We start from the raw sequence: 9850 nt of genomic DNA, 5'->3' as shown, positions 1-9850 counted from the left end.
CGGACGGAGTCCTGCTGCGGGCGGGCATCGCCGTCCTGCTGGTGGCGGGCGGCGCGCTGGTGTTCCTGTCGGCGCGGAGGTCACGGCCGCAGGGTGGCAGCGGCCGATGAGGCATTCCGTCACCTTGCGAACCGCGTTTCGTCGGTAGCCCTCGTTGCGGCGCAGGAGCAAATGTCGCCCCGCGTACTTGGAGGTCACCCGCCTTTGAGTCGTGGCGCGTTGGAAGGGAAATCCGCTGCGCATGGTTTCGAGACCCTCTCCTCAACTGGGGAGAGGGTCCTTGAACCAGGTGTGCGTGTCCATCGGGGGACGCGTTCTGGACGCTGGTTGGACACAAGGATCGGCAAGGACCGCCAAGATCCTCAAAGGACTCATGATCCGTCGGCCGTGGGTTGGAGTCCCACCCGCCCCACCTGAGCAGGTTTTGGCCTGTGGAAGGGTAGATGCCAAGGCGCAGGGGCCGTACAGGGGCCGGGACGACGCGGTCGCGTCGGGTCCGGCGGTGTCTGCGGGCCGATTCGTTGTCCCGGCTGCACGGCATGGGCTGCCATCCACGGCACGGCGCCAGCAGTTGCTATCGGGCCGGCCATGGCGCCGAAGCCGGCGGACGCCCTGCCCCCTACCTCGCCTCCTGCCGACCGCAGGCATGGGCAGCGGCGGCGTCGATCCTCGTGCTTTAGGTCGTCCTCAGCCTCGACGCGGACGTGCCTCGTGGCACGGTGACGGCTGCACCCACGGTCGCCCGCGCATACGGCCCACTGTCGGTGAGCGGACTCCAAGTCGCCGGACGCCCGCCGAATATCACCGTCGGGCCAGGCGGCACGGCAAACGTGGTGGCGTCGGAAGGGCCGGCGATCGGCACACCCAAAAACGGTGCGGACGAGTCGAGCATGATCGACCTCGACGTGGTCTGCCTCCTTGGGCCGCTGCCCGGTGGAGTCGGTCTGCCCCTCCGCCCAGCAGAGGGTCCGGCTCGCGGTGGGCCGGTCCGCTGAACGGAACATGACGAGACGCGCGGCTCCCGGGGCGACAGCCTGATTGCCAACAGGCCGGTGCCATAGGGGAGTTGGGCGGTGGGCGTTGCGGCCCGCTGTCGTCCCGCAGGTTCGGGGGAGAGTTCGTCTCGCTACGCCGCGGGTCTCCGCCCTTCCAACGCCGGGCCTGTAACGGAGCGCTTTCTATCGGAAGGACGGGAAACCGAGTGTCCACATTCGCGAGAACCTTGTTCAGAGCGTTCGCGGCAGTCCTGTTGGCCGTGGCCGGCACGATCGCCTGGGGTGGAGTGGCGAACGCGCAGACCGTCACGCAGTCCGTCACGCCGCTCGCCCCCGGCGAGTTCCACGAGATCCGCAACAACTTTCACACGCCCCCGATGTGCCTTCAGCCACGAGAGCAGGCATTCGGCTCGCCCATCATCCAGATGCCGTGCGACGGCAGCAGCGCCCAGGGCTGGCTCAGGCTGGACATGGGCGGCAACCACTACCGGTTCGCCAACACGCTGGGCCTGTGCATCTTCACCGACGACAACCCCGTGGACAGGACGCCGCTCTGGCTCGACGAATGTGCGGTCAGCGGCGGCACCACGGTCAGCAACGCGGAGTGGACGTCCACGCACCCGCTGCCCAATCTCGACGTCCGGCTGAGCACGCATGTGCACTTCGCAGAACACAACTTCTGCATTGACGAGCCAGGTGGCTCGGGTGCCTCGAACCTGGCGGTGCAGCTCTTCACCTGCAACACCACGATCGCCCAGAGGTGGAGCGTCGGCTTCAACTGACCGCCTCGACGCCCCGACACCGGATCGGCCGCCCGCGAGTCCCTGGGCGGCCGATCGACACGGTCTGCCCCGCAGGGGTCCCGCCCACCTCGGAGGGATCCGGGGACGGGCGTGATCCGAGCGGCGCGGCGTTCCTGGCCCGGGCCGGCGCCTCGGGCATGGCCGTGTGGTGCCGGGTGGCGATGCCTCTGAAGACCTCTCTGACCTGCGGCGGAGTAGGTGATCGAGCCCGTCGCGCGCCGTCTGGGCACCTGCCCTGAGAGTCGATGCCAAGATCCAGGGGCCGTATAGGGACGGTATAGGGGCCGGGACCGCGCAGCCGTGTCCAGGCCGACGGTTTCTCCGGGACGATTCGTTGCCCCATTTGCTTCACTGAACACGGTGCATCGTGAAAACCGCACGTCAGATGGCTTGGTGTGAGTAGGCGTCGGGTGCGGGACTTGGCGGCGATGGACGAGGTGGCCGCCGCGCCCGAGCTGGCCGGGGCCTGGGCGGCGACCCGCCCCCTCATCGAGCAGCTTCTCGCGGCCGACGCCCTGCTCATCGGAACGCCCATGTACAACTTCGGCGTCCCCGGCTCGCTCAAGACCTGGATGGACCGGGTGACCCTGCCGTGGCTGCCGCTCGCGGGGAAGTCCGCCGTGATCCTCAGTGCCCGTGGCGGCGCCTACGGCCCCGGGAGCCCATGGACTTCCAGGAGCCGTACCTGCGCGCCTACTTCTCCGCCCTCGGTCTGGAGGACGTGGAGTTCGTGCACACGGAGCTCACGCACGCCCCGGTCATGCCGTTCCTGGCGCAGTTCCGTGACGCCCACGAGGCGTCCCGGACCGCCGCTCTGGACGCGGTCGAGGCGCTGGCCACCCGGGTGCCCGCCGAGACCCCCGCGGCCTGAGCCGTCCCGGCACGCACTCCCGGACGAAGAGAGGACACCCCGCACGATGGACACCGCACTCAAGGACCGTGTGGTCCTGGTCACCGGCGCATCCAAAGGCATCGGCGCAGCTACCGCCCGGGCCTTCGGCCAGGAGGGCGCCCGCGTCGCCATCACCTACCGCGACAGCCCCGAGAAGGCCGAGAAGGTGGCCTCCGGAGTGGAGGCCGCCGGCGGGCAGGCCCTCGTGGTCCGGCTCGATCTGGAGGCCCTGCGCAGCGTAGAGGAGGCCGTGAACACCGTCGTCGACCGGTGGGGCGGCATCGACGTGCTCGTCGCCAACGCCGTGCGCTGGGGCGGTGACGGCCCGCCCGACCCGGGCATCCGCTTCGAGGACGTGCCGCTGGACGAGTGGCAGGCCATGATCGGCGCCAACCTGATCGGCGCCGCCGCCCAGGTCCGCGCGGTCCTGCCGAGCATGCGCTCGCGCGGCTGGGGCCGGATCGTGCTGATCTCCTCCAGCGTCGCGGAGGAGGGCCTGCCGGGCCCCGGTCCGTACGGAACGGCCAAGTCCGGGCTCTACGGCCTCGCGCGCAGCCTCGCCTGGGAAGCCGGCTGGGACGGCATCCTCGTCAACGCGGTGGCCCCCGGCCTCACCCTGACCGACAGCCGTGCGCCCATCCCCAAGTTCATCACCGACAAGCTGGCCGCAGCCACCCCCACCCGCCGCCTGTCCGACGCGGACGACGTCGCCAAGCTCGTCCTGTTCCTCGGCTCAGGAGCCAACGGCAACCTCACAGGCGAGGTGGTCCGCGACGGCTCGTCCGCCGCCCGCGCCCCCCACATCTGAACCGGACCTGCCCGATGATCTACGGCACAGTCATCAGCCGCCGACCTGTCTGGGCTGACGCCGGGCGCGCCAGTACGCTCGGTGGCGGGTCCATCGCACTGTGGTGTGCTTCGAGGGGGGACAGCATGCTGGATCAGACGCTGGTTGCGCTGGTGTCCGCGGCCGGGGCCGCTGTGGCCTCCGCGGCCGGCACGGACGCATGGCAGGGCTTGCGCCAACGCGTGGCCCGGATCTTCGGCCGTGGAGACGGGGTGGAACAGAGGATCCTCCTGGAACGACTCGACGGGTCCGTCGCGGAGTTGGAACGCGCTGGACCCGAGGAGCGGGAACAAGCCCGTGCGAGGGTGGTGGCCGCCTGGCAGACCCGCTTTCACGATCTCCTGGAGGACGCCGACGGCGAGGACCGCGCGGAGTTGGTTCGGCGTCTCAACGAGCTGGTCAGGTACGGCCAACAGTCGTTCGGTGGGGTGTCCGCCGGTGACGGCGGACTCGCCGTCGGGGGAACAGTCGACATCCGCGCCGATCGAGGGTCGGCTGCTGCCGGCGTGATGGGCGACGTGACGATCGGAAACCCTCAGCGGCCGGGCCCGGGGGACGACTGACGACTCCCGGAGTCACCCCGGCGACCTCTGACACCACAAGCCCTTCGATCAACGCGCACCACCACAGCGTCGCCGCCCACAGCATCAACCGCTTCGAGTACTACGCGGCGCCGCCGACGCCGATGCTGTGGCCACATGCCGTCGGCGTGGTTCCGCGGGAAGCGGAGTGCTTCCAACACCGTGACGCGGTGGAGGCGCTGGAGCGTGCGGTGACCGGCGGTGGCACCGCGGTTCTGTGCCAAGTCCTTTCCGGGACAGGCGGTGTCGGCAAGACCCAGCTGGCCGCGCACTACGCTCGCCGTTCCTGGCGACACGGAGTTGTGGACCTCATGGCCTGGGTCACCGCGTCGAGCCGCGAATCAATCGTCAGCTCCTACAGTCGACTTGGGGCAGACGTGGCGGCGGCGGACTCACGCGATCCCGAGCAGGCGGCCGCCCGTTTCCTGGCGTGGGCCGAGACGACCGATCGCCGATGGCTGATCGTGCTCGATGACCTGGCCGACCCCGCCGACCTCCGTGGCCTCTGGCCGCCCGCCAACCCCGGCGGTCAGGTGCTGATCACCACCCGCCGCCGCGACGCGGCCCTCCGCGGACGAAGCCGCGTCCGTATCGACGTAGGCCTGTTCACCCCTGCCGAGGCAGCAAGCTACTTACGCGCCCAACTCGCCGCGCTGGGCCGCAGGGAAGACCCCGTGCAGATTGCCGGTCTTGCCGCGGACCTGGGCCACCTGCCGCTCGCCCTCGCCCAAGCAGCCGCCTACCTCGTCGACCTCGGTCTGGACTGCGCGGCATACCGTGCGCGGCTCGCCGACTGGTCTCGGAGGCTCGCGGATCTGGTGCCGGACGACAGCGGCCTGCCGGACGATCACCGTGCGGCCCTTCAAGCCACGTGGTCCCTGTCCGTCGAGCACGCGGATCGACTACGTCCTCCAGGGCTGGCCCGCCTCATGCTGCAGCTCGCCAGCGTGCTGGATGCCAACGGAATCCCCTTGGCCGTGCTGACCAGTTCTCCGGTTCTGCGCCACCTCACCGATCATCGACCCGCGGGGGCGCACGGACCGTCGGGCCCGGTCGGCGTGGAGGACGCGGCCGGAGCACTGCGGTGCCTGGACCGGCTCAGCCTGACCGATCACATCACCGACAGCCCCCATCAGCGAGTCCGTGTCCATGGCCTCATCCAGCGCGCCACCCGTGACACTCTGTCTTCTTCCATGCAGGACACCCTTGTTGTGACCTGTGCGGAAGCACTCGTCGCCGTGTGGCCCATGTCCGAGGGTGATCCTGCCCTCGCGCAGACCCTGCGCGCCAACGCCGAAGCACTGATCTCCCACGCGGGTACCGCGCTGTGGATGTCCGGCTGTCATTCCTTGCTCCTTCGCACGGGCGAGAGCCTGGGGCTGACAGGTCTGGCGAGTGCGGCGCGGACGTACTTCCAGGATCTCTACGACGCGGCCTGCCGGCACTTGAGTCACGATCACGCGGACACATTGACCATCCGGCACTACCTGATCACCTGGCAAGGAGGGACGGGAGATCTGACCCGCGCGAAGGCAGGTTTCGCCGAGCTGCTGGCCGATCGGACACGCGTGCTGGGTCCGGACCACCCCGACACCCTGGCCACCCGCGGCGACAAGGCCGCCCTGCAGGGCCAGGCGGGTGATCCGGCCGGAGCCGGCGAGGAGTCCAGAAGGGTGCTGGAGGCATCGTTGCGGGTTCTCGGTCCCGATCACAGCCAGACCCTCACCGCCCGGCTGAACGTGGCGCATTGGACCGGAGCGGCCGGCAGTCCTGCCGAAGCCGTGACAGCGTGCGAGCGGTTACTGGCCGACACTTCGGGGCTGCTCGGGTCCGACCACGTCAAGACCCGGGCCGTCCGCCTCCACCTGGCCATCTGGAGAGGCGAAGCGGGAGATCCGGTCGGCGCCGCTTCCGACTTCGAACACCTCCTGGCTGATCAGTTGAGAGTGCTGGGAGCCGATCATCCCCAGACACTGAGTACCCGCCACGATCTGGCTCGATGGCGTGGGAAAGCCGGGGATCCCGAGACGGCTGTGTCCGGCTTCGAACAGCTTCTGGTCGATCAACTGAGGGTGCTGGGCCCGGACCACCCTGACACGCTGACGACCCGCCACGACCTGGCCTCCTGGCGCGGAGAAAGCGGCGACGCGTACACGGCAGTCAGCGAACTGGAGCGGTTGTTGGCCGAGCGACTGCGCGTGCTGGGTCCGGACCACCCGGACACACTGACCACTCGCGCGAATCTCGCCTACTGGCGGGGGAAGAGCGGAGATCCGGCAGGTGCTGTCATCGTCACGACGGAACTGTTGGCCGACAGGCTCCGTGTGCTCGGCCCGGACCACCCTGACACGCTGACCACTCGCCACAACCTTGCGCAGTGGAGGGCCGAGACGGGGGATGTGGCAGGCGCTGTCGTCGCCGAGTCGGAACTGCTGGCTGATCGGCTGCGCGTGCTGGGGCCCGAGCATCCCCACACTTTCTCCGCACGCCACCACCTCGCCCAATGGGCCGGCCGGGCCGGCGACCCGGCCGACGCGGCGGCGGCGCTTGCCCAGTTGCTCGCCGATCAGTTGCGTGTGCTCGGTCCGCAGCACCCCGAGACCCGCGCTACAGAAGACAGTCTTGCCTTCTGGAGTGCGGAAGCGGAGCGTCGGCACTCGACGTAGCCGGGCCCAGTTCCAGCCCCCGTCGGTGCCTCAACTCCCGCGCGGACAAGCTCTCCGCGCCGGCCCTCGCGTCGGAAGCCAGTACTGCCTGGCCAAACGCCGGGACGATTCCTGTCTTCGGGGCGGGTCGTCGAGCACGGAGGTGACTGCGAGAACCCCAGCCACTCTCATGGTGGAGGACCGCAACCTCATCACCGGGCAGAACCCCGACTCGGCCGCGGTGCTGGCGCAGCGTCTCCTGGAGCTCGTGAAACAGCCGGTCACCCGATCGGTCCCGGGTCGAGAGGCCGTGCCTCCCACGTGTGAGGAAACTGGTCGTGGCGCCCGGGCCGACCAGCGGCGGAACCTGATCAAGGCCGCCCTCTCCGGAGGGCGGCCCGTCGGCATACCCACGGGCAGGACGGTTCACATGATCAACAGGCGAGCTCTCGGCAGGACCATCGGGGCAGGGGCGGCGGGGACCGCCGCGGCGTCGATGGCGGGATGGTTCAGCTCCTCACCCGCGTCCGCCGCGACGGGCGCTCCCTCCGGAGGGGAGGCGTCAACTGCCGTACAGGGAACGGGTCGTACGTCCTTCGAGTCGCTGAAGCAGGTCAGGGCCGGTGAACTGAACATCGGCTACGCGGAGGCCGGTCCGGCGAAGGGCCCGGTGGTCGTCCTGCTGCACGGGTGGCCGTACGACATCCACAGTTATGTCGACGTCGCGCCGCTGCTGGCGGCCGAGGGCTACCGGGTGATCGTGCCCTACCTGCGGGGCTACGGCACCACCACCTTCCGTTCGGCGAAGGCCTTCCGCAACGGGCAGCAGGCGGCGGTCGCCCTCGACATCGTCGCCCTGCTGGACGCCCTGCGGATCGAGAAGGCGCTGCTGGGCGGATTCGACTGGGGTGCGCGGACGGCCGACATCATCGCGGCCCTGTGGCCCCGGCGCTGCAAGGCACTGGTCTCGGTGACCGGCTACCTGATCACCAACCGGGAGAAGAACAAGCAACCGCTGCCTCCCGCCGCCGAGTTGGCGTGGTGGTACCAGTACTACTTCGCCACCGAGCGCGGCGAGCTGGGCCTGGCGCAGTACGGGCACGACTTCGCCAAGCTGATCTGGCGCAACGTCTCGCCGACCTGGCACTTCGACGACGCCACCTTCGACCGCACCGCGAAGGCCTTCGAGAACCCGGACTACGTGAACATCGTGATCCACAACTACCGGTGGCGGCTCGGCCTCGCCGCGGGAGACCCCCGCTACGACGGCATCGAGGCCAAGCTCGCCGCCGGTCCGGCCATCGCGGTCCCCACGATCACCCTCGACGGCGAGCTGGATCCCTTCACCCCGGCGGGCGACGGGAGCGCGTACCGTGCGAAGTTCACCGGCCCCTACGACCACCGCGCCCTCGGCGGCATCGGGCACAACGTGCCACAGGAAGCCCCGGAGGCGTTCGCCCGCGCGGTTCTGGACGCCGACCGCCTCTGACGCGCGGGCCAGTGGAACTCCCTGGCGCGAACCGGGGCCGTAGGGGCGAGTCTGGTGGTGTCGGAAGTTCGTCCGAGAACGGAGGAGCACCCCATGGACATGAAGCTCGAAGTCGTCGTGGTGCCGGTCGGGGACGTGGACCGGGCCAAGACCTTCTACACGGCGTTGGGCTGGCGGCTCGACGCCGACGTCGCCACCGGCGCGGACTTCCGGGTGGTGCAGGTGACCCCGCCGGGCTCGCCGGCTTCGGTCATCTTCGGTACCTCGGTCTCGTCCCAGGCACCGGGCTCGGCCCAGGGCCTGCACCTGATCGTGGACGACATCGCCGCCGCCCGCGACGAGCTCAAGCGGGCCGGCGCCGACCCGAGCGACGTGTTCCACGACGGGGGCGGTGTCTTCCACCACGCGGGGACCGACGCCCGGGTGCCCGGTCCGGACCCGAAGCGCAGCAGCTACGGCTCGTTCCTGTCGTTCAGCGACCCGGACGGCAACGGCTGGATCCTGCAGGAGATCACCACCCGGCTCCCGGGCCGGCTGGACCCCGCGGCCACGACGTTCGCCTCGGCGGAGGACCTGGCGAGCGCGTTGCGCCGGGCCGCCGCGGCACACGGCGAGCACGAGGCGCGCACCGGCGCGGAGGACCCGGACTGGCCCGACTGGTACGCGCGGTACATGGTGAGTGAGCAGGCCGGCACCGAGCTGCCGTCCTGACACCCGAGCGGGGGCGGCCCCGGTCCGGCGACGAACCCGCGGGAGGGCGAGGAGGACGAACAGAAGAGCCTCGACCATGCCTACGACTACGACTACGACTACGACTACGACGTCATCGTGATCGGCGGTGGATCGCCCGGTGAGCACTGCGCCGGTGCCCTGGCCGAGGGCGGGCCGCGGGTCGCGCTGGTGGAGCGTGAGCTGGTCGGCGGGGAGCGCTCGTACTGGGCGTGCGTCCCGTCGAAGACGCTGCTGCACCCGGGTGAGGCCGTGCACGGGGCCAGAGAGGCCGCGGCGAGTGTTCAGGTTGACGGCGAACAGGCCCTGGCCCGGCGGGACTTCATGGTGCCGGACTACTCCGACGCCGGGCAGGAACGCCGGCTGGCCGACAACGACATCGCGCTGCTGCGCGGCACCGGGCGCCTGGCCGGACCGGGTGTCGTGGAGGCGGCCGGAGCCCGTCACACCGCCGAGCACGTCGTCGTGGCCACGGGGCGGCACCGATCATGCCGCCGGGCCCGGGTCTGGCCGGGCTGACACCGGTGTGGGCGATCGCTGGTCTGACGCGCCGGGGAGCGGCACAGCCCTCCCGCGCCCTCACCTCGGTGACCTGCCCTACGCGGTCGACCACTTCATATCGACCGCCGGCGGCCCGTCAGCGCAGTACGAGCAACACCGCAAGCGCCATGAGCAGCGAGTCGATCCGGTCCAGCAGGCCGCCGGAGCCGGCCAGCCAGTGGCCGGAGTCCTTCGTCTGTGCGCCTCTTTTGATCATGGATTCGAGGAGGTCGCCGGCCGGGCCGCCGACCGCCACCGCGACCGCCATCGGCCAGCTCAGCGCGGACAGCACGGCGAGTGTGCCGAGGCCGGCCGTGGCCCCGGCGAGC

At 70.3% G+C, this 9850-nt stretch carries 9 protein-coding genes and 1 pseudogene; 9 read left to right on the top strand and 1 reads right to left on the bottom strand.

Translation table 11 applies throughout. The features are described from left to right. Positions 1–1222: 1222 nt before the first annotated feature. From R6V09_RS36760 to R6V09_RS36725, 9 genes and pseudogenes are all read left to right on the top strand, one after another. Positions 1223–1777 carry an RICIN domain-containing protein gene (locus R6V09_RS36760; protein WP_317885814.1) on the top strand — a complete coding sequence of 185 codons (555 nt, stop codon included), beginning with the start codon at positions 1223–1225 and terminating at the stop codon, positions 1775–1777. Positions 1778–2193: 416 nt separating this feature from the next. Next, positions 2194–2442, top strand: a pseudogene (locus R6V09_RS54735) (NAD(P)H-dependent oxidoreductase); the annotation flags it as partial. Positions 2443–2462: 20 nt separating this feature from the next. Continuing rightward, positions 2463–2669 carry a hypothetical protein gene (locus R6V09_RS36755; protein WP_317885813.1) on the top strand — a complete coding sequence of 69 codons (207 nt, stop codon included), beginning with the start codon at positions 2463–2465 and terminating at the stop codon, positions 2667–2669. A 46-nt stretch (positions 2670–2715) separates the two neighbouring features. Then, a complete protein-coding gene (locus R6V09_RS36750; RefSeq protein ID WP_317885812.1) occupies positions 2716–3498 on the top strand; it encodes an SDR family NAD(P)-dependent oxidoreductase in 783 nt (260 codons plus the stop codon). A gap of 125 nt (positions 3499–3623) precedes the next feature. Then, on the top strand, positions 3624–4100 hold the full coding sequence (locus R6V09_RS36745; RefSeq protein ID WP_317885811.1) for a hypothetical protein: 477 nt from the start codon (positions 3624–3626) through the stop codon (positions 4098–4100). A 122-nt stretch (positions 4101–4222) separates the two neighbouring features. Then, positions 4223–6784 carry an FxSxx-COOH system tetratricopeptide repeat protein gene (gene fxsT / locus R6V09_RS36740; protein ID WP_317885810.1) on the top strand — a complete coding sequence of 854 codons (2562 nt, stop codon included), beginning with the start codon at positions 4223–4225 and terminating at the stop codon, positions 6782–6784. 409 nt (positions 6785–7193) lie between these two features. Continuing rightward, complete coding sequence (locus R6V09_RS36735) at positions 7194–8252, top strand: alpha/beta fold hydrolase (protein ID WP_317885809.1); 1059 nt, start codon at positions 7194–7196, stop codon at positions 8250–8252. A 93-nt stretch (positions 8253–8345) separates the two neighbouring features. Continuing rightward, a complete protein-coding gene (locus R6V09_RS36730; protein ID WP_317885808.1) occupies positions 8346–8963 on the top strand; it encodes a VOC family protein in 618 nt (205 codons plus the stop codon). A gap of 117 nt (positions 8964–9080) precedes the next feature. Next, positions 9081–9500, top strand: a complete 420-nt coding sequence (locus tag R6V09_RS36725; protein ID WP_317885807.1) for an FAD-dependent oxidoreductase — start codon at positions 9081–9083, stop codon at positions 9498–9500. Between the two features lie 118 nt (positions 9501–9618). On the opposite strand, the gene R6V09_RS36720 is transcribed toward R6V09_RS36725, so the two are convergent. Next, positions 9619–9850, bottom strand: a 232-nt coding sequence (locus R6V09_RS36720) for a phosphatidate cytidylyltransferase (protein WP_317885806.1), incomplete at its 5' end; no start/stop codon positions are given.

Source organism: Streptomyces sp. W16, from assembly GCF_033194735.1.
Taxonomy (GTDB): domain Bacteria; phylum Actinomycetota; class Actinomycetes; order Streptomycetales; family Streptomycetaceae; genus Streptomyces.
This window is presented reverse-complemented; position numbering and strand designations above follow the sequence as displayed.

Bases quoted from the DNA above. Each gene is read 5' to 3' on its own strand.
- R6V09_RS36755 (WP_317885813.1), top strand. From the start codon at position 2,463: ATGGACTTCCAGGAGCCGTACCTGCGCGCCTACTTCTCCGCCCTCGGT.
- R6V09_RS36750 (WP_317885812.1), top strand. From the start codon at position 2,716: ATGGACACCGCACTCAAGGACCGTGTGGTCCTGGTCACCGGCGCATCC.
- R6V09_RS36745 (WP_317885811.1), top strand. From the start codon at position 3,624: ATGCTGGATCAGACGCTGGTTGCGCTGGTGTCCGCGGCCGGGGCCGCT.
- fxsT (WP_317885810.1), top strand. From the start codon at position 4,223: ATGCTGTGGCCACATGCCGTCGGCGTGGTTCCGCGGGAAGCGGAGTGC.
- R6V09_RS36735 (WP_317885809.1), top strand. From the start codon at position 7,194: ATGATCAACAGGCGAGCTCTCGGCAGGACCATCGGGGCAGGGGCGGCG.
- R6V09_RS36730 (WP_317885808.1), top strand. From the start codon at position 8,346: ATGGACATGAAGCTCGAAGTCGTCGTGGTGCCGGTCGGGGACGTGGAC.